This window comes from Saccharothrix carnea (assembly GCF_003014735.1).
In the GTDB taxonomy this organism is placed as follows: domain Bacteria; phylum Actinomycetota; class Actinomycetes; order Mycobacteriales; family Pseudonocardiaceae; genus Actinosynnema; species Actinosynnema carneum.
This window is the reverse complement of record NZ_PYAX01000008.1, coordinates 84,366-108,244: the sequence shown is the minus strand read 5'-3', so window position 1 is coordinate 108,244 and position 23,879 is coordinate 84,366. Positions and strand designations below refer to the sequence as shown.

Genomic DNA, 23,879 nt, shown 5'->3' with positions numbered 1-23,879 from the left:
CTCAGCCCTCCCGTCGGGTGCGCGGGTCGAGCGCGAGGTAGGCCACGTCGGCGAGGAAGTTCGCCAGCAGCACGGACAGCGTGATGATCAGGAAGATGCCCTGCATGAGCGGGTAGTCCTTGGCGCCCACGGCCTGGAACAGCTGCAGGCCCAGGCCCGGGTAGGAGAACACGATCTCGACCAGCAGCGTGCCGCCGACGATGAAGCCGAGCGACAGCGCGAAGCCGGAGACGTTGGGCAGCAGCGCGTTGCGCGCCGCGTACCCCACCATCACCCGGCGGTCGGACAGGCCCTTGGCGTGCGCGACGGTCACGTAGTCCTCGGAGGCCACCGTGACCATCATGTTGCGCATGGACAGGATCCAGCCCGCCATCGACGAGACCAGGATGGTGAACGCGGGCAGGATGCCGTGCTGCACCACGCTGCCGATGAACTCCAGGTCCGGGTTGGGCACCAGGCCGTTGTCGTAGGCGCCGGAGGCGGGGAAGAAGCTGTCCGGGCCGGTGAGCAGCGCGATCGCGATCAGGCCGAGCCAGAAGTACGGGATGGACGACACGAACGTGGTCACCGGGATCAGCGCGTCGGCCCACGAGCCGCGCCGCCAGCCGATGCCCGTGCCCAGCGCGGTGCCGATCAGGAAGCCCAGCACGGTGGTGATGCCGACCAGGCCCAGCGTCCACGGCAGGCCGTCGCCGAGCACCTGCGACACCGGTGACGGGAAGTAGGTGAACGACAGGCCGAGGTCGCCGCGCAGCAGCTGGCCGAGGTAGCTGAAGTACTGCTCGGCCAGGCTCGCGTCCTTGTCCAGCCCGAACAGCACGTACAGCGACTGCACGGCCTCGGTGGTCATCTGGCCGCGTGACCGGGTGATCAGCGCCTGCACCGGGTCGCCGGGGATGGCGCGCGGGATGAAGAAGTTGATGGTGATCGCGGCCCACGCGGTGAACACGTAGAACACGATCCGCTTGAGGAGGTAGCTCACAACACCTCCTCGCCGCCGTGCCGCACCCCGGCGACGCGCAGCTTGACCTTGTCACCCTCGGCCAGGTCGTCTCCGTACAGCCAGCAGGCGGCGAAGTGGCCGTCACCGTCACCGATGGCGAACCGCGGCGGGACCTTCTCGGCGCAGACCTTCATGGCGTGCGGGCAGCGCGGGTTGAAGCGGCAGCCCTCGGGCGGGTTGATCAGCGACGGCGGCTCGCCCGTGCCGCCGTCCTTCTCCTGCGCGGCGGGCCGGTCCGGGTCCGGCGCGGACTCGATCAGCAGCTGGGTGTACGGGTGCGCGGGCCGCTGGGTGACGGTCTCGCTCCCACCGCCCTCGACCACGCGCCCGGCGTACATCACGAACGTCTCGTCGGCGAAGTAGCGCGCCGACGCGATGTCGTGGGTGATGTAGAGGATCGCCAGGTGCAGGCGTTCTTTGAGGTCTCGCAACAGGTTCAGCACACCGAGCCGGATCGATACGTCCAACATGGACACCGGTTCGTCGGCCAGCAGCACCTCGGGGTCGGCGCCCAGGGCGCGGGCGATGGCCACGCGCTGGCGCTGGCCGCCGGACAGCTCGTGCGGGAACTTGTCCACGTACCGCTCGGGCGGGGTGAGCTGCACGCGGGTGAGCAGGTGGGCCAGCGCCTCTTCCAGCTCCTGCGGCGTCTTGCCCGCGTTGCCGTGGATCTTCAGCGCGCGGGTCAGGTGGTAGCGCACCGTGTGCACGGGGTTCAGCGAGGCGAACGGGTCCTGGAAGATCATCTGGACCCGCTTGCTGTACGCCCGGAAGCGCTTGCCGCCCTTGGTCCTGACCGGCTCGCCGTGCAGCCGGATCGCACCGGAGGTCTGGGGGTAGAGCTGCGCCAGCAACCGGGCCACCGTCGACTTGCCCGAACCGGACTCGCCGACCAGCGCGGTGACCCGGCCGCGGTGCAGCCGGAGCGTCACGTCCTCGACCGCGCGCACCGAGCGCTTGGTCTTCGACAGCAGCTCACGCCCGCGCTTGCGGACCGGGAAGTGCTTGGTCAGGCCATCGGCCTCCAGGACCACCTCAGTGGTCCCGGAGGCCGACGGTGCGGTGCTCGTCGTCATGCGGCCGGCTTCAGGTGCAGGACGACGTCGAGCGCGTTCTCCAGCGTGGGCTGCAGCGGCGCGTACTGGTCGGACTGGTCCGGCCAGCCCACCCAGTTCTTGGTGCTGTACTGGCCGCCCGCGTTGGCCGCGGAGGTGATGGCGACCGGCATGTCCCGCACGAAGATCTGCTGGAGCTGGTGCAGGGCCGCGTTGCGGGCGGTGTCGTCGGCGGCGTTGGCGTACTCGTTGAGCAGCTTGGTCGCCTCGGGGTTCTCGTAACGGCCGTAGTTGCCGTTGATGCCGCCCTCGCCGATCGGCTTGAACAGCGCGCCGTTCATGATGTTCTCGTAGATGTCGTACGGCGTCGGACCGTTGTTGGTCCAGTGCAGCGCGGCCTGGAAGTCGCCGACGTCGAGCGCCTTGCTCCACGCGTCGGCGTTGGGCAGGTCGACCGTGGCCTCGATGCCGATCTTGGAGACGTTGTCCTTGATGATCTCCAGGTTCGTCACGTAGTCCGACCAGCCGGACGGCACGGTCATCTTCAGCGTGACGGGCTGGCCCGCCGGGTCCTTCAGCTTGTCGCCCTCGAAGGTGAAGCCGGCGGAGGTCAGCTCCTTCTTCGCGGCCTCGACGTCGACCGTGACGATCTCGCTCTTGAACTCGGGCGCGATGTACGAGTCGCCGGCGGGGGTCGGGATGCCGGTGATGTTGTCGACCTTCGGGTAGAAGTACCCGGCCTCACCCTGCAGGAAGATGTCGTCGCGGTTGATCACCATGTTGACCGCGCGGCGCAGGGCCGGGTTGTCCCACGGCTTGACCTTGGTGTTGAACCACAGGCCGTGGATGCCGAGCACCGGCGGGAAGTAGAGCTTGTAGTGCTCGGGGTCCTTGGAGGTGTAGACGGCCTCGTAGTTCGGGATGAACACGAAGCTCCACTCGGACGCGCCGGTCGCCAGGGCGGTGGTCTGCGCGTTGTTGTCGCTGTAGGAGGTGTAGCGGACCTCCTTGACCTTCGGCAGCTCCTGCCAGTACGAGTCGCGCACGGTCAGCGTGACGGTCTGCGGCGTGAACGACTTCAGCGTGTACGGGCCGCTGCCGACCGGGTTCTTGACCGTGTCCGTGCTCGGCTCGGCGATCGTCGACCAGATGTGCTTGGGCACGATCAGCTGCTCGAGGATCTTCTTCTGGTTGACGAACTGCGACTTCGGGAAGCCGACGTCGACCTTGCTGCCGGAGGAGGAGACCGTGTCGTAGGGGACCGAGTCGACGTTCAGGCCGGGGTTCTTCTTCAGCAGCTCGAAGGTGAACGCCACGTCCTCGGCGGTCAGCGGCTTGCCGTCGGACCACGTCGCGCCGTCGCGGATGGTCAGGCTCAACTTGTGGTAGTTGTCCGACCACGTCCACTCCGTGGCCAGCCACGGCTTGGGCTTGTCCGCCGGCTTGGTCTCGTTCACCATCGCCAGCGGCTCGAAGAGCAGCCGGCGGTAGCCGAGCGAGCTGGCCGCGGACGTGTTGAGGAACGGGTTGTTGTTCTCGGTCTGCGGACCGTTCGGCATGCCCACGTTGAGCACGCCTTCGTTCGTGCTGTTCGCACCGGGGTTCGAGGTCGAACAGGCGGCCGAGAACAGCAGGGCTGCCGCGACGGCGAGGGCGGACGTTCGCCTGAGTCGCATGGGTTCTCCTTGTCGGGCTGGTGAAGGGCGAGCGCTCGTGAGTGCGGGCCGCGGGTGCCATCGCGGCTGGGACGCTGGACGCGTCCTCGTGTCGTTGCAGACTCAACCCCGGTGAGCCAAGTCACGTCAATCACGAACAGGTTACAAACTTAGACTAATTTTAAGTCGCAAACTAAGGTCCGTGGCGTGGCACCGAAGCGCACCACCGTCCGCGACCTGCGTCGGCAGAACCGGTCGACGCTGCTGTCGACGCTGTTCTTCGACGGGCCTTTGAGCAGGTACGAGCTGTCCCGGCTGTCCGGGCTGTCGGCGGCGACGGTGTCGAACGTGACCGGCGAGCTGGTCGACGACGGGCTCGTGGTCGAGGCGGGCTCGGTCGACTCGGACGGCGGCCGGCCACGGGTGCTGCTGCGCGTCAACCCGGCGTTCGGGCACGTCATCGGGGTCGACGTGGGCGAGACCGGGATCAAGGTCGAGCTGTTCGACCTGACGCTGACCCAGCTGGCCGCGTTCGACCACGCGCTGTCGCCGTCGTCGCCCGCCGCGGTGGCGTCGTTGATCGCTTCGGCCGTGCGCGACGTGGTCGCTTCGGCCGGGGTTGCCGCGTCGACCGTGCTCGGCGTCGGGATCGGCGTGCCGGGGACGGTCGAACAAGGCGCGACCGCGGTCGTGCACGCGCCGACCATCGGGTGGGACGGCGTGCGGCTGGAGGAGCTGGTCGCCGCGGCGTCGGAGTCCGCGTGGCCGTTGTACGTGGAGAACGGGGCGAAGACGCAGGGCCAGGCCGAGATGTGGTTCGGTGCCGGGCGTGGCGCGCGGCACGTGGTGATAGCCCTCATCGGGTCCGGTGTCGGCGCGGCGGTCGTGACCGATGGCGGCGTGTACCGGGGTGCCACCAGCTCGGCGGGCGAGTGGGGGCACACGACCATCGTGTACGGCGGTCGGCCGTGCCGCTGCGGTGCTCTCGGCTGCCTGGAGGCGTACGTGGGCGCCGAGGGCATCCTCGACCGCTACCGCAAGGCCCGTGGACGTGAGCTGCCCGGCGGTGACGAGCAGTCGACGGTGGCCGCGCTGATCGACGCCGCACCCCGCTCGAAGACCGCCGCCCGCGTGCTGGAGGAGACCGCCGGGTACCTGGGCGCGGGCATCGCGAACCTGGTGAACCTGTTCAACCCGGAGCGGATCGTGCTCGGCGGCTGGGCGGGCCTCGCGCTGGGCGCCCACCAGCTGGACCGGATCGTCGCCGCCACCCGCGCCCACGCCCTGCGGCACCCGTACGAGCAGATCTCGATCGAACTGGGCCGCCTGGGCCCGGACGCCGTCGCCGTGGGCGCCGCCACCCTGCCCGTCGCCGCCCTCCTCGACCGCGCCGCCGACCCCCGCAAACCGGCCTCCCGCGCCGACATCGCCTGACCACCTCCCGCGTGTCCTACCTTCCCGTCACGCGTGTCCTACCTCCCGACCGCGAGAGTCCAACGCTCAGAACGCGAGAGTCCAACGCTCAGAACCCGTGAGTCCAACGCTCAGAACGCGTGAGTTGAACACTCGGAGTGGTTGACACGGCGGGCCGGATGGGCCGACGCTGAGCGGGAGAGCGCTCTCCGAGGCAAGGGGTGGTGGCGTGGACGAGCCCGACTTCGACCAGCTGGTCGGCAAGTTGGACGTGGCGCGCAAGGTGCGGCTGCTGACCGGGGCCACCGGCTGGCGGACGCACGACGAGCCGGACATCGGGCTGCGGTCGATCGTGGTGTCGGACGGGCCGATCGGGGTGCGCGGCCAGGGCTGGGACGAACGCAGCACGTCCCTGGCGCTCCCCTCCCCCACCGCGCTGGCCGCCACCTGGGACGTCGACCTGGTGCGACGGCTCGGCGTGCTGCTGGCGTCCGAGGCACGCCGCAAGGGCGTCGACGTGCTGCTCGCACCCACGCTCAACCTGCACCGGTCACCGTTCGCCGGACGGCACTTCGAGTGCTACTCCGAAGACCCCGTGCTCACCGCGCGCATCGGCGCCGCCTACATCACCGGCGTGCAGAGCGGCGGGGTGGCGGCCACCGCCAAGCACTACGTGGCCAACGACTCCGAGACCGAACGCATGACGCTCGACGCCGACGTGGACGAGCGGACGTTGCACGAGGTCTACCTGGCCCCGTTCGAGGCCGCGGTCGAGGCGGGCGTGTGGGTGGTGATGTCGGCCTACAACGGCGTCAACGGCACCACCATGTCGGAGAGCCCGCTGCTGGCCGAGCCGCTCAAGGGTTCCTGGGGCTTCGACGGCCTGGTCGTCTCCGACTGGGGCGCGGTCCGCTCCACCGCGCCGTCCGCGAACGCCGCCCAGGACCTCGCCATGCCCGGCCCGGAGAGCCCGTGGAACGACCTGGTCGCCGCCGTCGAGAACGGCGAGGTGCCCGAGAGCGCCCTGGACCGCAAGCTCGAACGTCTCCTCCGACTGGCTTCCAGGGTCGGCGCGCTCAACGGCTCGACACCCCCGAAACCCGAGGTCACCGCGCCGCACGACCTGCTGCGCGAGGCGGTCGCGGCGAGCACCGTGCTGCTGCGCAACGACGGCACCCTTCCGCTGTCCCCCGGCGTGAAGGTCGCCGTCCTCGGTCCCAACGCTGCTACCGCCCGCATCCAGGGCGGTGGCAGCGCGGGGGTCTACCCCGAGTCGGTCGTGTCGTTCCTGGACGGCATCGAGGAGGTCGCCGACGTCGTGCACACCGCGGGCGTCCGGCTGCAGAACCGCCCCTCACCGCTCACCACCGCCAACGCCCGGCACCCGCACCACGACGAACCCGGCGTGCTGGTCCGCCTGCTCGACGCCGAGGGAACCGAACTGACCACCGAACACCGCTTGCTCGGCCGCATCCTGGAGGTGCCGCTGGTCGAGGGTGCGCACACGGTCGAGATCCACGGCGGGCTCGCGGTGGACGTGACCGGCGAGTGGACCATCTCCGTCGCCGGCTTCGGCCGCCTCACCCTCGACGTCGACGGCGAGCGCCTGGTGGACTCCGACGTCCCCCTCGACACCGACGACCCGGCCGTCATCCACCTGACCCCGCCGTACCGCCAGGCCACCGCACACCTCACCGCGGGCACCACCGTCGACCTCGTGGCCCGCCGTGAACTGCGCGAACACACCGGCACCGCGACCGTCCTCGCGGCCGACCCACCCCGCCTGAGCGACGCCGACGAACTGGCCCACGCCGTCGACCTGGCCCGCGCGAGCGACGTCGCCGTGGTCGTGGTCGGCACCACCGACGAGATCGAGAGCGAGGGCTTCGACCGCACGTCCCTGGCCCTGCCGGGACGCCAGGACGAACTGGTGCGCGCGGTCCGCGCCGTGAACGACCGCACGGTGGTCGTGGTCAACTCCGGCGGCCCGGTCGAGCTGCCGTGGCGCGACGAGGTGTCCGCCGTCCTGCTGACCTGGTTCCCCGGCCAAGAGGCCGGCCACGGCCTGGCCGACGTCCTCTTCGGCCTCCGCGAACCGGGCGGCCGCCTCCCCACCACCTGGCCGGCGACCCAACGCGACCTGCCCGTGTCGAACGTCCTACCCGACCACGGCGTCCTGCGCTACGACGAGGGCCTCCACCTCGGCTACCGCGCCTGGCACCGCTCCACCACCCGCCCGGCCTACTGGCTCGGCCACGGCCTGGGCTACACGACCTGGACCTACGAGGACGCCACCCCCACCACCTCCGGCGTCCGAGTCCGCATCCGCAACACCGGCCCCCGCCCCGGCCGCGAGGTCGTGCAGGTCTACGTGACCCGCCCGGACAGCACCGTCGAACGTCCCGCACGCTGGCTCGCCGCCTGGGCCATCGCATCCGCCGACCCGGGCCAAACCACCGACGTGCACATCCCCGTGCCCGCCCGGGCCTACCAGCACTGGACCCCGGACGGCTGGACCACCGAGCCCGGCCAGTTCACCCTGCTGATCGGCCCATCATCCGCCAACACCCCACTAACCATCCACCACTGACCCACCACAAAACCCCCGCACAACCACCCCAACCCCACCTGCCCACGCCTCCCCGCCGCCGGGCCGGCCGTTTTCTCCGGCTAACGTGAGAAATGCGATTCGGGTTGTCAAAGGTTGCACTATTCACCCAGCCCAGCGACACCCCAACGGGCGCGCAACCAACCGCAGAGGCCCGATTTTACCTGGGGTTCGAATGCTTCAGGCTGGTCGAAGCCGGACAGGCTTGGCGGGCGCTTCATCCGCCAGGCCTGCCCGGCTTTGGCCTGCCTGGAGTACCCGTAAGGGGCCCCATGTCAAATCGAGCCGGACCCAACCACCCTGAACGTTGAACTCACCCTTCCCCAACGTAGGACTCTCACCCTCCCAACGTTGGACTCTCGCGCCCTGAACGTACGACTCTCGCGCCTGAGTGTTGAACTCACGGGTCCTGAACGTTCGACTCGCGCGTTCGGGAGGTAGGACACGCGGTGAAAGAAGAGGAGAGCGCTCTCCGGGCATGGCAGAATGGCGGCATGAGCAGACCGCCGACGACCCCGCCGACGTTGGAAGACGTGGCGCGGGTCGCCGGCGTGTCCCGCGCCACCGTCTCCCGCGTCATCAACGGCACCCGCAACGTCGACCGCAAGATCCAGGAAGTCGTGCGCGCGGCCGTCGACAAGACCGGGTACGCGCCCAACCGCGCGGCGCGCTCCCTGGTGACCAAGAGGGCCGGGACGGTCGCGCTGGTGGTGTCCGGCGCGGGTGACCCGGGCGAGGAGGACGCGTTCGCCGCCCGCGTGTTCGCCGACCCGTTCTTCGGCCGGGTGGCCAGCGGTGTGCTGGGCTTCCTGCGCACCCGCGGCGTGCACCCGGTGCTGATGGTGGCCGACACCGAACCGGCCCGGGAGGACGTGCTGGCGTTCCTGCGCCAGGGCAGCGCGGACGGCGCCCTGCTCGTCTCCACGCACGCCGAGGACCCGCTGCCCGCCCGGCTGGTGGAGGCGAAGCTGCCCGCCGTGCTGTTCGCGCGGCCCGCCCGACCGGTGCCGATCAGCTACGTCGACCTCGACCACCAGGCGGGGGCCAGGCTCGCCGCCGACCACCTGGTGCACCGTGGCTGCACGCAGGTCGCCACGATCACCGGCCCGCTGGACGTGCCCGCGTCGCAGGACCGGCTGACCGGGTTCCGCGAGGCCATGGCGCGGCACGGTTTCCCGTACGTGCCGATCGCCGAGGGCGGGTTCACGTCGGGCAGCGGCGAGGCCGCGATGGAACGGCTGCTGGCCGAGCACCCCGGCATCGACGGCGTGTTCGCGGCCAACGACCTGATGGCGCAGGGCGCGTTGCTGGTGCTGCACAAGCACGGCCGGCGCGTGCCGGACGACGTGGCCCTCATGGGCTTCGACGACAGCAGTCCGGCACTGTCCTGCCGCCCGCGGCTGACGACGGTGCGGCAACCGGTGGAGGACATGGCGGCCGGGATGTCCCGGTTGTTGCTGGACCACGTCGAGGAACCGGGACTGCGCCCGAAGTCCGTCATCTTCGAGCCGGAACTGGTGTTGCGGGACTCCGCCTAGAGACCTGGCCCGGAACCCGCGCCTGAACCGTCGTTGACGTTTCCGCAACATCGACGTTACGCTCCGAGAGAGCGCTCTCTCAGCGCCTCCGGTGCCACGGAGGCACAGCTCCGGGCCTTCTCGCGCCCCTTACCTCGTCAGGTAGGACCATGAGCTCTCCCCGTTCCCTGTCACGGGTCCTGACCGCCGCGCTGGCACTCGGCGTCGCCGCGGTGCTCAGCCCCGTGATCACCCAGTCCGCGCAGGCCGCCGAGTGCGGCACGACCAACGCCGCGCTGAACCGGCCGGTGACGGCGTCGTCCGTCGAGCACGGCGGCACCCCTGCCGTCGCCGCGGTCGACGGCAACACCGGCACCCGCTGGTCCAGCGCGTTCGCCGACCCCCAGTGGCTCCAGGTGGACCTCGGTTCCAGCCAGACGGTGTGCCGCGTGACGCTGAACTGGGAGGCCGCGTACGGTCGGGCGTTCCAGATCCAGTTGTCCGACAACGCGTCCACTTGGAACACCGTCTACTCGACCACCACCGGAACCGGTGGCGTGCAGACCCTCACCGTCACGGGCACCGGCCGTTACCTGCGGGTGCACGGCACGGCGCGCGCCACCGGCTACGGCTACTCACTGTGGGAGCTGGCCGTCAACACCGAGACCACGGGCGGTGTGGTGATCCCGCCGACCGACCCGCGCAACCCCGACTTCGGTCCGAACGTGCTCATCTACGGCCCCGGCTACGACCGGGCCGCGATGCAGTCGCGGCTGGACCAGATCTCCACCCAGATGAAGACCAACCAGTTCGGCTCCGAGCGGTACGCGGTGCTGTACAAGCCGGGCGTGTACGACGCGGACGTCAACCTCCGCTTCTACACCCAGGTCGCGGGCCTCGGCCTGCGCCCGGACGACGTGCGGCTCAACGGCCACGTGCGCGTCGAGGCGGACTGGTTGCAGCAGGGCGACAACCCGAACAACCTGGGCAACGCCACGCAGAACTTCTGGCGGCAGGCCGAGAACATGTTCGTCAACCTGCCCGCCGGCCAGATCGAGCGGTGGGCCGTGTCGCAGGCGGCGTCGTACCGGCGCATGCACCTGTCCGGCCAGGTCCAGTTGTGGAACGGCGGTGACGGCTGGGCGTCCGGCGGCCTGATCGTGGACAGCAAGATCGACGGCGTCACGGTGTCCGGTTCGCAGCAGCAGTTCCTGACCCGCAACAGCAACCTGGCGGGCGGTTGGAACGGCTCGGTGTGGAACATGGTGTTCGTCGGCTCGCCGGGCTCGCCCGCGCAGCACTTCCCGAACCCGTCGCACACCACGGTCGACACCACGCCGGTGGTGCGCGAGAAGCCGTTCCTGTACTTCGAGAACGGCGAGTACAAGGTGTTCGTCCCGGCGCTGCGGCACAACTCGCGCGGCACGAGCTGGGAGTCGGGTGCGCCCGCCGGTCAGTCGATCTCGTTGGCGGACTTCTTCATCGTCAAGCCGGGCACACCGGTGTCGACGACCAACGCGGCGCTGGCGCAGGGCAAGCACCTGCTGCTGACGCCGGGTGTGCACCGCCTGACCGACACGATCAACGTGACCCGGCCGGACACCGTGGTGCTCGGCCTCGGTTTGGCGACGCTCTCCCCCGACACCGGCAAGGCCGCGATGGCGGTGTCCGATGTGGACGGTGTGAAGCTGGCCGGTTTCCTGGTCGACGCCGGTGTGCAGAACTCGCCCGTGCTGCTGCAGCTCGGCCCGACGAACTCGTCGGCCTCGCACGCCACCAACCCGACGTCGATGCACGACGTGTACCTGCGGGTCGGTGGTCCGCAGGCGGGCAAGGCGACCACGTCGCTGGAGATCAACAGTGACAACGTGATCGTGGACCACACGTGGGTGTGGCGCGCCGACCACGGCACCGGCCCCACCGGCTGGACCGCCAACACCGGCCGCAACGGCGTGATCGTCAACGGCGACAACGTGACCGCGTACGGGTTGTTCGTCGAGCACTACCAGCAGTACAACACCATCTGGAACGGCAACGGCGGCCGCACGTACTTCTACCAGAACGAGCTGCCGTACGACCCGCCGAACCAGGCCGCGTGGATGAACGGCTCGCAGCTGGGCTGGGCCGGGTACAAGGTGGGCGACCACGTCACCACGCACGAGGGCTGGGGCATGGGCGTGTACTCGTTCAACCAGGCCGACCCGAGCATCCGCACGGCCAACGGGTTCGAGGTGCCCAACCGGCCGGGCGTGCGGCTGCACGACCTGGTGACGGTGTCGCTCGGCGGTGTCGGCACGATCGACAACGTGGTGAACGGCATCGGCGGCGCGGCGAACATGGCCACGCAGCAGCGGTACGTCGTCAACTACCCGTGACCTGTCGCGGCTGAACCGCCCCGCCGAGGCTTCCGTCCTCGGCGGGGCGGTGCGCGTTGCGGGCGGCCCGCGCTAGTCCGCGGACAGCGGCACGGCGTTCGTCGGCAGCCGCACGGTGCGCAGGAACGCGGGCAGCAGCCACGGGCGGGGTCCGCCGACGCGCAGCTTGCCGGTCAGCGCGGCGCGCGTGCGGCTGACCCGGCCGAACAGGACCAGGTTCAGCACGGCCGGGTCGAACGTCAGGCGCACGTCGACCGGCCCGTCCGGGTCGAGCGACACCCGGCCGCGGTGCAGCACGAGCGTCACCGGGGTGGTGTGGCGGGAGCGGAAGGCGACGGCGATGCGGCGGTCGCCGGTCGGTGCGTCGCCGAGCACGCCGCCGACGTCGTTGCGCATCATGCCGACGATGAACAGCTCGAAGAACAACGCGGCCTCGCGCGCCGGGATCGGCCACGGCGCGCTGACGCCGCGGGCGATGTCCCACCCGTGGACGAGCTGTTCGTTGACCAGGTGGGCGAGCACGCCCGCGACCGGCACCCGGGAGTCGCCCAGCCACGGCACGGTCCGGGTCGGGTCGGTCCCCTCGGTCGTCTCGAGGATCGTGGCCACCGTCGACCGCATCATCGCGGCCAGCGTGGCGGGGTCGCGCTCGGTGAACCGCCGCAGTGCCAGGTCGTTCAGGTCGGCGACGGTGTCCACGGTGACGGTGGGGATGCGCGCGGCCAGGACGGGATCGGCGACCTCGGCGCCGTCCGGCGCCAGCAACGTGGTGTAGATGGAGGCGATGGCGACGACGTGCGCCGCCGTGTCGGCCACCGTCCAGTCCGGGGTGGCGAGCGCGCTCGGCTCGGCGGAGCGGACCAGGTCCGCGAACCGCCCGGTCACTTCGGACAGCACGTCCCGCACCACGGGCCACTGCTCGGACACGTCCCCCACGGCAACCTCCCCCAGTCGACCCGCCAACCGTAACAGTGTCAGATTTCTTCTAGGTTGCGCTGCTCAGCCGCAAGGTGGCCGCCACGAAGGCGTGCGCCACCGGGTTGACGGTCTCCGGCACCCACGCGATCGCGATCCGCAGCGGCTCGATGTCGGTGACCGGCCGCCACGCCAGGTCGGGGTGCGCGTAGTAGGCCGCCATCGACTCGGGGCCGAAGCACACCGCCGCGCCGGTCGCGACGTGCTCCAGCATCTCGTCCACGTTGTCGTTCTCCGGTCCCCACACGGGTTCCCGGCCGTCCGGCCGCGGGTTGACCGCCCACCAGTCGACCCACTCCTTCGGTGCCTTGCGCGTCCACATCAGCGGCTCGTCGCGCAGGTCCGCGATGCCCACCGACTCCCGTGCCGTCAACGGGTGGTCACGGGCCAGGGCGACGTACCGGGCCTCGGTCGCCACCACGCGGGCGCGCAGGCCGGCGGTGTCCGCGGGCAGCCACACGAACGCCACGTCGACCACCCCTTGCCGCAGGGCGTCCGGCTCGGCTCCCCAGTCGCACCGCTTCGGCTCGACCGCCACGTCGGGCCGCTGCTCGGCGAACGCCGCCCGGGCCCGTCGCGCCACGCTGCCGCCGCCCGACACGACGAACCCGACCCGCAGCACGTTCGCCTCGGCCGCCGCCACCGAACGCACCACCCGCACCGCGTCACGCCAGTCGTCCAGCGCTGTCCGGGCCGACCGCAGCAGCTCGCCGCCCGCGGCCGTCAGCCGGATCTCCCGGCCGGTCCGCACGAACAGCTCGACGCCGAGGTCGGCTTCCAGCTGCCTGATCTGCCTGCTCAACGCGGGTTGCGAGACGTAGAGGTCGCGCGCCGCCGCGGTGAAGCTCAACCTCTCGGCCACGGCCACGAAGTACCGCAGCACCCTGGTGTCCACGTCGAGGGGACTCATGCCGGAAGCGTATGTGCCGGGCCTGTGCCGCCACTGCGGGACCGTTCCGGTGATCCCGGCGCGAATCGCGCCGACCGTGCGCCGCACTCCCTAATCTCGTCCCATGCGCCGCGCGTTGCTGATCGCCACCGACACCTATCGCGATCCGACCTTCGGTGCCCTGCGCGCGCCGCGCCTCGACGCCACCGAGCTGGACATGGTCCTGAGCGATCCGGCGATCGGGGACTTCGCGACCGAGGTGCTGGTCAACGAGCCCGTGCAGCACTTGCGCGAGCGCATCGAGACCGTGCTCGGCCAAGCCCGGCACGACGACCTCGTCTTGCTCTACCTCTCCGGTCACGGGGTCAAGGCGAGGCTCGGCGACCTGCACTTCGTCACCACCGACACCCGGCACACCGTGCTCGCGACCACCTCGCTCGACGCGGCGTTCGTCCGCAGGCAGATCGACGACAGCCTGGCCGGGCAGGTCGTGGTGTGGCTCGACTGCTGCTACGGCGGCGCCTTCCCCAGCGGGATGCTGCCGCGCGCGACCGAGGACGTCGACGTCGTCCAGCAGCTGGTGGAAGGCCGCGGCTGCGCGGTCATGACCGCGTCCACGCACATCCAGTACGCCTACGAGCCGGTGGGCGACCACGTCGACGACCGCGCCGAGCCGTCCGTCTTCACCAAGGCGATCATCGACGGCCTGCGGACCGGCGACGCCGACCTCGACCACGACGGCGAGATCAGCGCCCTCGACCTCTACCGGTACGTCTACGACCGGGTGCGCCGCACGAACCCCGACCAGACGCCGACGAGCAGCGGCACGTTGTCCGGCGACCTGCGGATCGCCTATGCGGGCACGCCGCTACCCCCTGGGCTGCCGGACGAGCTGCGCCGACTCCTGCGCAGCCCGAAGGCCGGTTTCCGCCGGGCAGGGTTGCGCATCCTGCGCGAGCTGGCCCAGGAGGGTGACCAGGTCTCACTCGCGGCGCTGCGCGTGCTCGAGAAGAGCGTGAGCCAGGTTCCCCCTGCTGCGCGCAAGACCCCGCCCCGTCCCGCCGCAGCGACCGCACCTCCACCGGGCCCGATCACCCCGCCGCCGCTCGCGGTCCTGGCCGATCAGCCGATCCGGACAGTGCTTCGGCGGTCCGTACCGGAGTTCGACGCCAACGGCGTCGTCGGGCGCGCGAACCGCAGGGTGGTGTTCAGCCACGACTCGTCCATGCTGGCCGCCGGCAAGTGGGTTCGAAGCACCCAGGGCTGGCGAGCGATCTTCGAGTTGACCGACGGGGTGTTCCGCGCGTTCAGCCCCGACGACCGACTGGTTGCGGTGTCGTCCTACCAGCGCCTTACCGTTTTCAGCACGGAGACATGGACTGCGGTGGCCTCCGTCACCGTCGCCGGGTACGTCGACCGGGTGGGCTTCAACCACGACGGCACGCTACTCGCCGTCACTTCGCGGGGTGCCACGAAAATCTTCCAGTCCGTTGGTGATCGCTGGCAGGCCCTCGACGAGCCGGTGTTCCGCGACCTCCGCGACGTCCGGTTCTGCCCCGACACCCCACGCCTGTTGGTCGCGACGGACGACGAGCGCATCGACCTGTGGAACACGACGACCTGGACGCGGATCGGCTCCACGGACCTCCCTGGCGTGCGGGTCGTCGCGTTGAAGTACGGGCTGCTCTTGGCCGCAGCGTCGAAGAAGACCGTCAGGGTGTGGCGCGCCGACACCTGGGAGGTGGTCAGCTCCGCGGAGCTCGACGAGTCGAGGTTCCTCGGCCCGGTCGCTTTCGGGCCGGAGCTCAACGTTCTTATCTGCCGTGGGTGGCACGGGGTCGAACTCCGCAGCGTCGCGGACGGGAAGACCAGTCGGACGATCCCCACCGACCTGCAGTTGCCCGCGCTGAGCGGCAACGGGCGATTCCTGGCCGGAGTCTCACCGTACGGACCGCTCTGGAAGGAGAATGAGGTGTGGGTCTGGGTGCGGGACCGCGTGGACGCCAAGGGGTTGCGGCCCAAGCGCATACCGCCCAAGCCGTCCGTCGCTGCGGACAATAAGGACCGGAGGCGAGTGGGACACATCGGCGCAGTGGGCGGTGGTGTCGTGACCGCAAGCGTCCTGGCGATCATCGAGTGGGCCGCGGTGCCGGTCGTCGGCGCCGGTGGGGTGTTGGCCGCCGTCGCCTGGTGGGTGGTGGACCGGGTCTGGATCACCTGACCCGGTCCACCACCCCTAGGCCGCGACCGACCGGCGTCGCGGCGCGCGGTAGGCCCAGTCCCACACGGTTTCCACCGGGCCGCGGGGGAAGCGGCGCATCCACCACGACGCGCCCACCACCAGCAGCGCGGCGACCAGCAGCCACACCGCCCCGGTGAACCAAGGTCCCAGGTGGCCCCACCGCTGAGCCAGGCCGAGTCCCCACGGGTAGCACAGCGCGGACGCGAGCAGGTTCTGCCCGATGTAGCAGCTCATCGCCGACCGGCCGACCGCCGTGACGCCCCGGCGCACCGGTCCCGGCTCCGCCCGCATCCGGTTGACCAGCGCGGTGATCGCGCCGAGCAGGCCGAACGCGACCAGCGGCGCGCACACGTACCGGTCCACGGCGAACCAGTCGCCGCCGGCGAGCGTGGTGGTGACGTTCAGCGGCACGCCGAGCCCGAGGCCCCACACCACCAGCCGCCGCTGGATCCGGGCGCCCCGTGCCGAGTCCTCCAGCGCGCCCGCCTGGAACAGCCGCACACCGGCCAGGAACAGCAGGCCGCTCAACGGCAGCACCAGGAAACCCTCGGCGCGGAACACCGCGAAGTACTCGACCCTGGCCCGCACACCACCCCACCAGCTGTCCGTGGTCAGCACGAAGCCGGGGTCGCCGATGGTCGTGCCGCCGGTCAGCAGCGCCAGGGTGATCAGGCCGACGACCGCCAGGTTCACCGCGCCCAGCACCGCCATCCAGGCGACCTGGACGCGCGGCCCGCGCCCCACCAGGTACGCGACCAGCACGGACACCACGGCGTAGAACATCAGCACGTCGAACTCGAACACCAGCACGTAGTGCAGCAGGCCCTCGAACAGCAGCAGCGCCGAGCGCCACAGGTACCAGCCCGGCCACCGCTGTCCGCGCCGCACGGCGGAGCGGTGCTGGATCGCCAGGCCGATGCCGAACATGATCGACAGCAGGCCCAGGAACTTGCCGTTCGTGATCATCTGCAGCAACGCCGTCGCGGTGTCGCCCGCGCCCGAGCCGAAGTCGGCCAGGAAACCCGTCACCCCTCGCGGGTGCGTGAAAGCCCACACGTTGGTCCCGAACGTGCCCAGGATCGCCACCCCGCGCAGCACGTCCAGCGACGCGATCCGCCCACCCATGTCCGCCCCCGATCCGTTTCTCGCCACCGAACGTAGGACGAGGGACGGTGCGCGATCGTCGGCCGAAGGTGCCCGGCCGTGTCGCACCTTCGGACGATGCCGGCGGCCGAACGGATGACACGGCGACTGCGGTTGGTGAGCGGGGAAGGTCACAAGTACATACCGTGCGCACTTGGCCACACGAACGTAACCGCGCGCGCCAGGCACGCAACACGCGGTTCATAGCTTCTCGGTTCCACCTGCTCGAAAGGAGCCGCCGGTGCGTTCCAGAACCTTCAGCCGCGGTCTGACCGCCCTCCTGCTGCCCGCCCTGCTCGCCACGGCCTGCGTCGACGAGCCCGGCGGCGGCGCGGGTGCCTCCGGTGACGAGATCAAGGTCGGCATCCTGCACTCGCTGAGCGGCACGATGGCCATCAGCGAGGTGACCGTGCGCGACGCGGAGCTGCTGGCCGTCGAGGAGATCAACGCGAAGGGAGGTGTGCTGGGCAAGAAGCTGGTCCCGGTCACCGAGGACGGCGCGTCGGACTGGCCGACGTTCGCGGAGAAGGCGCAGAAGCTGATCTCGCAGGACAAGGTGGCGACGGTGTTCGGCGGCTGGACCTCGGCCAGCCGCAAGGCGATGCTGCCGGTGTTCGAGCGCAACAAGGCGCTGCTGTGGTACCCGGTGCAGTACGAGGGGCTGGAGAGCTCGCCGTACATCTTCTACACCGGCGCGACGACGAACCAGCAGATCGTGCCCGCGCTGGACTACCTGGCCGCGCAGGGCAAGAAGAAGATGTTTTTGGTGGGCAGCGACTACGTGTTCCCGCGCACCGCCAACAAGATCATCAAGGCGTACGCCGCCGCGAAGGGCATCGAGGTGCTGGGCGAGGAGTACACGCCGCTCGGGCACACCGAGTACAGCACTCTCGTCAACAAGATCGCCGACGCCAAGCCGGACGCGGTGTTCAACACCCTCAACGGCGACAGCAACGTGGCGTTCTTCAAGCAGCTGCGCGGTTCCGGCATCACGCCGCAGACCACGCCGGTGGTCTCGGTGAGCGTCGCCGAGGAAGAGGTCAAGGGCATCGGGCCGGAGAATGTGGCCGGGCACCTGGTGGCGTGGAACTACTACCAGACCACCACCACGCCCGCGAACGACGCGTTCGTCAAGGCGTTCAAGGCGAAGTACGGCGCGGACAAGGTGACGTCCGACCCGATGGAAGCCGGTTACAACGCGGTCTACCTGTGGGCGGAAGCGGTGAAGAAGGCGGGCACGACCGAGGTCGAGGCGGTGCGCAAGGCCGCGGGCGGCATCACGATCGAGGCGCCCGAGGGCACGACCACCATCGACGGCGACAACCAGCACGTGGCCAAGACCGCGCGGATCGGCCTGGTGCAGGCGGACGGCCAGATCAAGGAGGTGTGGTCCTCCCCCGGCCCGATCAAGCCGGACCCGTACCTGAGGAGCTACGACTGGGCCGGGGGTCTCAGCTGATGGGCGCGCTGGCCAACCAGCTTCCGATCGGGCTGAGCATCGCGGCCGTGCTGCTGCTGATCGCGCTCGGGCTGACGTTCACGTTCGGCCAGATGGGCGTGATCAACATGGCGCACGGCGAGTTCATCATGGCGGGCGCGTACACCGCGTTCCTGTTGCAGGGCGTCACCAGCCAGTCGTTCCTGATCGCGCTGCCGGTCGCGTTCGCGGTGGCCGGGCTGATGGGGCTGCTGCTGGAGTGGTCGCTGATCCGGCGGTTCTACGGGCGGCCGTTGGACACGCTGTTGCTGACCTGGGGCGTGAGCCTGGTGCTGCAACAGCTGGCGCGTGACCTGTTCGGCGCGCCCAACGTGCAGGTGACGGCACCGGGCTGGCTGGTCGGCGGCGTGGACGTGCTCGGCCTGCGCCTGCCCTACAACCGGGTGTTCATCATCGGGCTGGCCGTGGTGTGCGTGGTCGGGGTGTGGCTGTACCTGACCAGGTTGCCCGCCGGTCGCCGGATGCGGGCGGTGGTGCAGAACCGGGAGCTGGCCGCGTACAGCGGCATCGCCACCGGACGGGTGGACCGGTTCACGTTCCTGCTCGGCTCGGGGCTGGCCGGGGTGGCGGGCGTCGCGTTGACGCTCGTCGGCCCGGTCGGCCCGAGCCTGGGCACCTTCTACATCGTGGACGCGTTCCTCGTCGTGGTCGCGGGTGGGCTGGGCCAGTTGCGCGGCGCGGTGCTGGCGGCGGTCGCGCTCGGCTTCCTCAACGGCTACCTGGAGTTCTGGACGGACGCCAGCCTGGCCAAGGTGCTCGTGTTCGTGGCGATCATCGCGTTCCTCCAGGTCCGGCCGCAGGGCATGTTCGTGCTGAAGGGGAGGGCGTTGGTATGACGTGGGGTCGCATCTCCCTCGTGGTGTGCGTGGTGCTGCTGGCGCTGGCGCCGTTGACGCTGTCGCCGTTCCGCCTCGGGTTGCTGGCGAAGTACCTGTGCTTCGCGATCGTCGCGGTCGGCATCGCGTTGGCCTGGGGCCAGGGCGGGATGCTGACGCTCGGGCAGGGCGTGTTCTTCGGCCTCGGCGGCTACGCGATGGCCATGTACCTGAAGCTGGAGGAAGCCGGGTCGGCCGGGTTGCCGGACTTCATGGTGTGGAGCGGGGTCGAGGAGCTGCCCGCGCTGTGGAAGCCGTTCGGCAACCCGGTGTTCGCGCTGGCGGCGGTGGTGCTGGTGCCCGGCCTGGTCGCGTTCCTGCTGGGGCTGCTGGTGTTCCGGCAGCGGGTGCGCGGCGCGTACTTCGCGATCCTGTCCCAGGCGCTGGCGGCGGCGTTCGTGATCCTGCTGGTCGGCCAGCAGGGGTTGACCGGCGGCACGAACGGGATGACGAACTTCACCGGGTTCTTCGGGCTCGACCTCACCGACCCGAACGGGCAGCGGGCCGTGTACGCGATCGCGGCGCTGGTGCTGGGCGTGCTGTTCCTGGTGGCGAAGCTGCTGGTGCGCAGCCGGTTCGGGCGGCTGCTGGTGGCGGTGCGCGACGGCGAGGACCGGGTGCGGTTCCTCGGCTACGACCCGGCCCTGGTCAAGACGATCACGTTCACCGTCTCGGCGGTGATGGCGGGTCTGGCGGGCGCGTTGTTCGTACCCGTGGTCGGCATCATCTCCCCCGCGATGCTCGGGATCGTGCCGTCGCTGGAACTGCTGGTCGGCGTGGCGGTCGGCGGGCGGTTCGTGCTGGCCGGTGCGATCGCGGGCGCCATCGCGGTGAACTACGCCAAGACGTTGTTCAGCGAGGACTTCGCCGAGGGCTGGCTGTACCTGCAGGGCGGGTTGTTCGTGCTGGTGCTGGTGTTCGCGCCGAAGGGACTGGCGGGCGTGGTCGAGTCGGTGCGCGAGCGGTTCGGGCGCAAACCGGTGGAGGTGACGGCATGACCGGGGTGGGATCGCCGACTCCGCCGGCGGCGTTGCTGGAGGTGCGCGGGCTGCGCGTGGTGTTCGACGGTTTCGCGGCGATCGACGGGCTGGACTTCACCGTCGAGGAAGGCGAGCTCCGGTTCCTGATCGGGCCCAACGGCGCGGGCAAGACGACGTTGATCGACGTGGTGACCGGGCTGACCAAGCCGGCGGCGGGCAGCGTGCGGTTCGGCGGCCGGGAGCTGGTGGGTCGGCGCGAGCACCACATCGTGCGGCTGGGCGTCGGCCGCACGTTCCAGACCGCCACCGTGTTCGAAGAGCTGACCGTGGTGGAGAACCTGGACCTCGCGGACAGCTTCCGGCTGCCGCTGCGGTCGTTGCTGCGGCGGCGGCGCGGCGTGTCCGACGCGGTGGCCTCGGCGTTGGAGGCGGCGGATTTGACGGCGTTGGCGGACAAGCCCGCCGGTGTGCTGTCGCACGGGCAGCGGCAGTGGCTGGAGATCGGGATGCTGCTGGTGCAGCGGCCGAAGCTGTTGCTGCTCGACGAGCCGGTGGCGGGCATGAGCCGGTCGGAACGGGAGCGGACCGGTGAGCTGCTGCACCGGATCGCTTCGACGCACACGGTGGTCGTGGTGGAGCACGACATGGAGTTCCTGCGGCGGTACGCGCGCAAGGTCACCGTGATGCACCAGGGGCACGTGCTGCGCGAGGGGTCGGTCGCCGAGGTGCAGGAGGACCCGCGGGTGCGCGAGGTGTACCTGGGGCGGGCCAAGGGGAAGGCGGTGACGTGATGCTGTCGGTGTCCGGGGTGGACGCCGCCTACGGGCGGGCGCGGGTGCTGTTCGGCGTGGGGCTGGAGGTGCCCGCCGGGTCGCTGGTGTGCGTGATGGGGCGCAACGGGGTCGGCAAGACGACGTTGCTCAAGACCGTGATGGGTACCTTGACGCCCACGGCCGGGCGCATCACGTTCGACGGGCGGGACATCACGCGGCTGGCGACGCACCAGCGCGTGCGGGCGGGCATGGCGTACGTGCCGCAGGGCCACGTCTCGTTCCCGCAGCTGACCGTGTGGGAGAACCTCCAGGTCACGCTGGAGGCGACCGCGCACCGGGAGCCGGCGGCGGTGGACGAGGCGCTGGACGTGTTCCCGGCGTTGCGGCAGCTCCTCAAGCGGCCGGCCGGGTTGCTGTCCGGTGGGCAGCGGCAGCAGCTGGCGATCGCGCGGGCGTTGATCACCCGGCCGCGGTTGCTGCTGCTGGACGAGCCGACCGAGGGCATCCAGCCGTCGGTGATCGACGAGATCGAGGCGGCGATCGAGCGGCTGCACCGGGAGGCCGGGCTGACCGTGCTGCTGGTGGAGCAGTACCTGGACTTCGCGTTGCGGCTGGCCGACAGCTTCGTCGTGATGGACGCGGGCGAGGTCGTGCGCGCGGGCGCCGCGGAGGAGCTGCACGACGAGGAGGTGCGCCGGATGCTGGCCGTCTGACCGGGGGTTACCGCCGCCTGCTCGCGGCTTGGCGGGCGAGGGCGCCCGCCGCCAGGATCAGGACCATCAGGGCCAGGCCCCAGCGGCGCTGGTCGCGGACGGCGTTGTTGGTCGGCGCCATCGTCTCCACCCGCCGGTCCGGCACCTCGATGTCGACCGGCTGGGGCGGTGGCGGCGGCACGGGCGGTTCCGGCGGCGGGGGTGGCGGCGGCACGGGTGGCGGGGTGATCCGCGGCGGCGGGAGGATCGGCGGCGGGACCGCGGGTGCCGGGCGGATCGTGGTGGTCGTCGTCGTGGTGGTGATCCGGGGTGGTGTGGTTGTCGGTTGTGGTGGCGGAGTCGTTGTGGTGGTGATGGTCGGCGGGCTGGGAGTCGTCGTGGTGGTGGTGATGGTGGTCGGCGGGCTGGGAGTCGTCGTGGTGGTCGTCGTAGTCGTCGGTGGCGTGGTCGTGGTGGTGGTGGTGGTTGTTGTTGTCGTCGTGGTCGGTGGGGTGGTGGTCGTCGTGGTGGGGGTGGTGGTCGGCGTGGGGATGTCCGGCAGGCAGCCGGACGAGTCGATGGTGTGCAGGGCCTGCCGCGACGAGATCTCGGTGACCACGCCCGAGCCGTCCAGCGCCACCCGCCACAACGTGCTGCGCCCGCCGTGCCGGTTGTTGGTGGCGTAGAGCGCGCCGTCCGGCGCCACCGTCACCGCGCCGTAGCCGCTGCCACCGGGCAGCCTGCCGACACCGGGCACCGGCCTCGTCTTGCCGGTGCGCGGGTCGATGCTGACCACCACGCCGTGACCGTGCGAGCGGGTGGCGACGCCGTAGAGCAGGCCGTCCGCCGGGTTGAGGTCGAAATCGTCGACCGTCACCCCGTCCCACGGCCACAGCCACGCGTCGTGCACGACGTGCCCGTACGTCGGGCTGCCCGGGTCGATGTCGACCGAGTGCAGCCACGGCCCGGACCGCACCACCAGCCGCTCGCCCACCACGGCGCCCGCCGTCGCGTGCAGCAGCACGGGCGACGGGTGCGTCGGCTTGCCGACCACCCGGCCGGTCCGGTCGAGGGCGACGAGCCTGCCGCGCTGGTCCACGCCGTAGACCAGGTTCTGCCGGGCGGAGAAGCCGATCGCGTTCAGCCGCACGTCGAGGGTGTTCAGCGAAGCCGTCTCGCCGGACGGGAACCGCACCCGGAAGACGGTCGAGGGGCCGTGGGCCCCCGCCTCGACCTGGATGACGGTGCACACGACCTGCTCGAACGCTTCAATCATCCGAATCGCTCCACGGCGGCCTCGAACGCGTCCGGGCTCACCCCGGCGCCACCGCCGAACGGGTTCTGCAGCTGGTAGGTCGCGTACAGCAGCAGCGTGATGGTGGCCGCGAGAGTGGCCACGATGAGCACGTGCGTGCGGATGCGCGGCCCGCCGAACAGCAGCGGCAGGCCGATGGCCAGCACGCTGCCCGCGATCAGCACGAACCACACCACCGAGCTGACCCCGCCACCGGCCGCGTCCAGCCGTTCCTGCCTGGCCTGGTAGACCTGCCACAGCTGGTTCGCGGCCTCGGACTTGCGGTCGGCCTGCCACTCGTCGTCCGCGGGAGCCTCGGCCACGACCCGGCGCAGCTGGTCGAGCTGCGACCAGCCGCTCGACTCGAACGACGTGCCGGCCACCATGCCCGGCCACTCGTCGTCGATCACGGTCTCCGCGTACGCGCGGGACAGCTCGCGCACCTCGGCGCCGGCGCCACCGCCCAGCGTGTCGCTGGCCCACGTGGCGGCGACCAGGCCGTCCGCCTCCCGGTACGCGGCGTCACTCGCCTGGTTGACGGCGTCGAACAGGGCGATGAGCACGAACGCCACCAGGACCGCGTGCAGGCCGCCCACGATCGTGAACACCTGGCCCGCGGCCTCGTTGTTCGCCGAACGGCCTTCCAACTCGCCGTACTTGCGGATCAAGTAAGCCATGACGGCGGCCACGACGGCCGCGCCGCCGACCCACAGCAGACCTGTGAGGTAAATGCTCATCGACACCCTTTCGCCACTCGGATGAATTCCACAGATCCGCCGATTTCACTCACACGCAAGCTAGTGATCGACCCGATCCGGTGAGAAGAACGTTCATCCGAGTGCCAGGAAACGCCAATCTCTCAGGTGACACGCTCACCCCACACCACCATGAA

18 protein-coding genes are annotated in these 23,879 nt (G+C 70.5%); 10 read left to right on the top strand and 8 right to left on the bottom strand.

The features are described from left to right. Position 1 precedes the first annotated feature (1 nt). Genes B0I31_RS24145 through B0I31_RS24135 form a run of 3 tightly spaced genes read right to left on the bottom strand, consistent with a single transcriptional unit; the run spans position 2 to position 3,734 of the window. Positions 2–982 carry an ABC transporter permease gene (locus B0I31_RS24145; RefSeq protein ID WP_106617663.1) on the bottom strand — a complete coding sequence of 327 codons (981 nt, stop codon included), beginning with the start codon at positions 980–982 and terminating at the stop codon, positions 2–4. After that, positions 979–2,079 carry an ABC transporter ATP-binding protein gene (locus B0I31_RS43120; protein WP_106617662.1) on the bottom strand — a complete coding sequence of 367 codons (1,101 nt, stop codon included), beginning with the start codon at positions 2,077–2,079 and terminating at the stop codon, positions 979–981. Before B0I31_RS43120 ends, B0I31_RS24145 begins: the two co-directional genes overlap by 4 nt. Further along, positions 2,076–3,734, bottom strand: a complete 1,659-nt coding sequence (locus B0I31_RS24135) for an ABC transporter substrate-binding protein (RefSeq protein WP_106617661.1) — start codon at positions 3,732–3,734, stop codon at positions 2,076–2,078. The genes B0I31_RS43120 and B0I31_RS24135 overlap by 4 nt, the downstream gene beginning before the upstream one ends. A 186-nt stretch (positions 3,735–3,920) precedes the next feature. Here B0I31_RS24135 and B0I31_RS24130 point away from each other — a divergent pair, with 186 nt between their 5' ends. From B0I31_RS24130 to B0I31_RS24115, 4 genes are all read left to right on the top strand, one after another. Beyond that, positions 3,921–5,147, top strand: a complete 1,227-nt coding sequence (locus B0I31_RS24130; RefSeq protein WP_106617660.1) for an ROK family transcriptional regulator — start codon at positions 3,921–3,923, stop codon at positions 5,145–5,147. Between the two features lie 208 nt (positions 5,148–5,355). Beyond that, positions 5,356–7,716: a glycoside hydrolase family 3 C-terminal domain-containing protein gene (locus B0I31_RS24125; RefSeq protein ID WP_106617659.1), complete on the top strand. Its 2,361-nt coding sequence runs from the start codon at positions 5,356–5,358 to the stop codon at positions 7,714–7,716. 512 nt (positions 7,717–8,228) lie between these two features. After that, on the top strand, positions 8,229–9,272 hold the full coding sequence (locus tag B0I31_RS24120) for a LacI family DNA-binding transcriptional regulator (RefSeq protein WP_106617658.1): 1,044 nt from the start codon (positions 8,229–8,231) through the stop codon (positions 9,270–9,272). 149 nt (positions 9,273–9,421) lie between these two features. Beyond that, the gene (locus B0I31_RS24115; protein ID WP_106617657.1) at positions 9,422–11,626 is read left to right on the top strand and encodes a discoidin domain-containing protein; all 2,205 of its coding nucleotides are present in this window, start codon (positions 9,422–9,424) and stop codon (positions 11,624–11,626) included. 72 nt (positions 11,627–11,698) lie between these two features. Here B0I31_RS24115 and B0I31_RS24110 read toward each other — a convergent pair whose 3' ends face one another. Both B0I31_RS24110 and B0I31_RS42655 read right to left on the bottom strand, forming a co-directional pair. Next, positions 11,699–12,562 carry a maleylpyruvate isomerase N-terminal domain-containing protein gene (locus B0I31_RS24110; protein WP_342751496.1) on the bottom strand — a complete coding sequence of 288 codons (864 nt, stop codon included), beginning with the start codon at positions 12,560–12,562 and terminating at the stop codon, positions 11,699–11,701. A gap of 49 nt (positions 12,563–12,611) precedes the next feature. Next, on the bottom strand, positions 12,612–13,511 hold the full coding sequence (locus tag B0I31_RS42655) for a LysR family transcriptional regulator (RefSeq protein WP_146173921.1): 900 nt from the start codon (positions 13,509–13,511) through the stop codon (positions 12,612–12,614). A 103-nt stretch (positions 13,512–13,614) separates the two neighbouring features. Here B0I31_RS42655 and B0I31_RS24100 point away from each other — a divergent pair, with 103 nt between their 5' ends. Then, a complete protein-coding gene (locus B0I31_RS24100; protein WP_106617655.1) occupies positions 13,615–15,711 on the top strand; it encodes a caspase, EACC1-associated type in 2,097 nt (698 codons plus the stop codon). Positions 15,712–15,726: 15 nt separating this feature from the next. Here B0I31_RS24100 and B0I31_RS24095 read toward each other — a convergent pair whose 3' ends face one another. Continuing rightward, the gene (locus tag B0I31_RS24095) at positions 15,727–16,884 is read right to left on the bottom strand and encodes a DUF418 domain-containing protein (RefSeq protein ID WP_342751495.1); all 1,158 of its coding nucleotides are present in this window, start codon (positions 16,882–16,884) and stop codon (positions 15,727–15,729) included. A 232-nt stretch (positions 16,885–17,116) separates the two neighbouring features. On the opposite strand from B0I31_RS24095, the gene urtA reads away from it, so the two are divergent. From urtA to urtE, 5 genes are read left to right on the top strand one after another with little or no spacing between them, the layout of a single operon-like run. Then, on the top strand, positions 17,117–18,334 hold the full coding sequence (urtA, locus tag B0I31_RS24090; protein ID WP_106617653.1) for an urea ABC transporter substrate-binding protein: 1,218 nt from the start codon (positions 17,117–17,119) through the stop codon (positions 18,332–18,334). After that, entirely contained in the window at positions 18,334–19,209 is an 876-nt protein-coding gene (urtB, locus tag B0I31_RS24085) for an urea ABC transporter permease subunit UrtB (protein WP_106617652.1), read from the top strand. Before urtA ends, urtB begins: the two co-directional genes overlap by 1 nt. Continuing rightward, a complete protein-coding gene (gene urtC, locus B0I31_RS24080) occupies positions 19,206–20,246 on the top strand; it encodes an urea ABC transporter permease subunit UrtC (protein ID WP_106617651.1) in 1,041 nt (346 codons plus the stop codon). Before urtB ends, urtC begins: the two co-directional genes overlap by 4 nt. After that, positions 20,243–21,019 (top strand): urea ABC transporter ATP-binding protein UrtD, encoded by a 777-nt coding sequence (gene urtD / locus B0I31_RS24075; protein WP_106617650.1) that lies wholly within the window; start codon positions 20,243–20,245, stop codon positions 21,017–21,019. Before urtC ends, urtD begins: the two co-directional genes overlap by 4 nt. After that, positions 21,019–21,714 carry an urea ABC transporter ATP-binding subunit UrtE gene (gene urtE, locus B0I31_RS24070; RefSeq protein ID WP_106617910.1) on the top strand — a complete coding sequence of 232 codons (696 nt, stop codon included), beginning with the start codon at positions 21,019–21,021 and terminating at the stop codon, positions 21,712–21,714. The genes urtD and urtE overlap by 1 nt, the downstream gene beginning before the upstream one ends. A gap of 7 nt (positions 21,715–21,721) precedes the next feature. Here urtE and B0I31_RS40075 read toward each other — a convergent pair whose 3' ends face one another. After that, entirely contained in the window at positions 21,722–22,969 is a 1,248-nt protein-coding gene (locus B0I31_RS40075) for a PQQ-like beta-propeller repeat protein (protein ID WP_146173920.1), read from the bottom strand. After that, positions 22,966–23,724 (bottom strand): bestrophin-like domain, encoded by a 759-nt coding sequence (locus tag B0I31_RS24060; RefSeq protein WP_106617648.1) that lies wholly within the window; start codon positions 23,722–23,724, stop codon positions 22,966–22,968. Before B0I31_RS24060 ends, B0I31_RS40075 begins: the two co-directional genes overlap by 4 nt. Between the last annotated feature and the right edge of the window lie 155 nt (positions 23,725–23,879).